The organism is Pollutimonas rozaliensis (genome assembly GCF_048751585.1).
In the GTDB taxonomy this organism is placed as follows: Bacteria; Pseudomonadota; Gammaproteobacteria; order Burkholderiales; family Burkholderiaceae_B.
This window is the reverse complement of sequence record NZ_JAZHOB010000302.1, coordinates 1-246: the sequence shown is the minus strand read 5'-3', so window position 1 is coordinate 246 and position 246 is coordinate 1. Positions and strand designations below refer to the sequence as shown.

Sequence of the window (246 nt, the reverse complement as noted above, 5' to 3'; positions counted from 1 at the left end):
CTCAGTGGCGTGGAGTCCATGATCATGGACGATGCGCGGCTGACGGTGCGTGCCGAAAAGCTGGCGCTGCCCCAGGCCGATGAGATCGTGCTGCGCCAACCGCTGCGGGTCATTCTGGATTCTCGGTTGCGGCTGCCGCTGGCGGCGGCCTGCCTGCGCGAGCCGGGGCGCACGCTGATCATCACCACCGACCAGCACAGCCCCGACAAGCGTCAGCGGCTGGAAGCGGCCGGTGCCGAGATCCAG

The 246-nt window shown here is 68.7% G+C and carries 1 protein-coding gene; it reads left to right on the top strand.

What is annotated here, in order from left to right; genetic code table 11:
• Positions 1-9: 9 nt before the first annotated feature.
• On the top strand, positions 10-246 hold a 237-nt coding region (locus V0R37_RS22995; protein ID WP_420376678.1), incomplete at its 3' end, for a RibD family protein.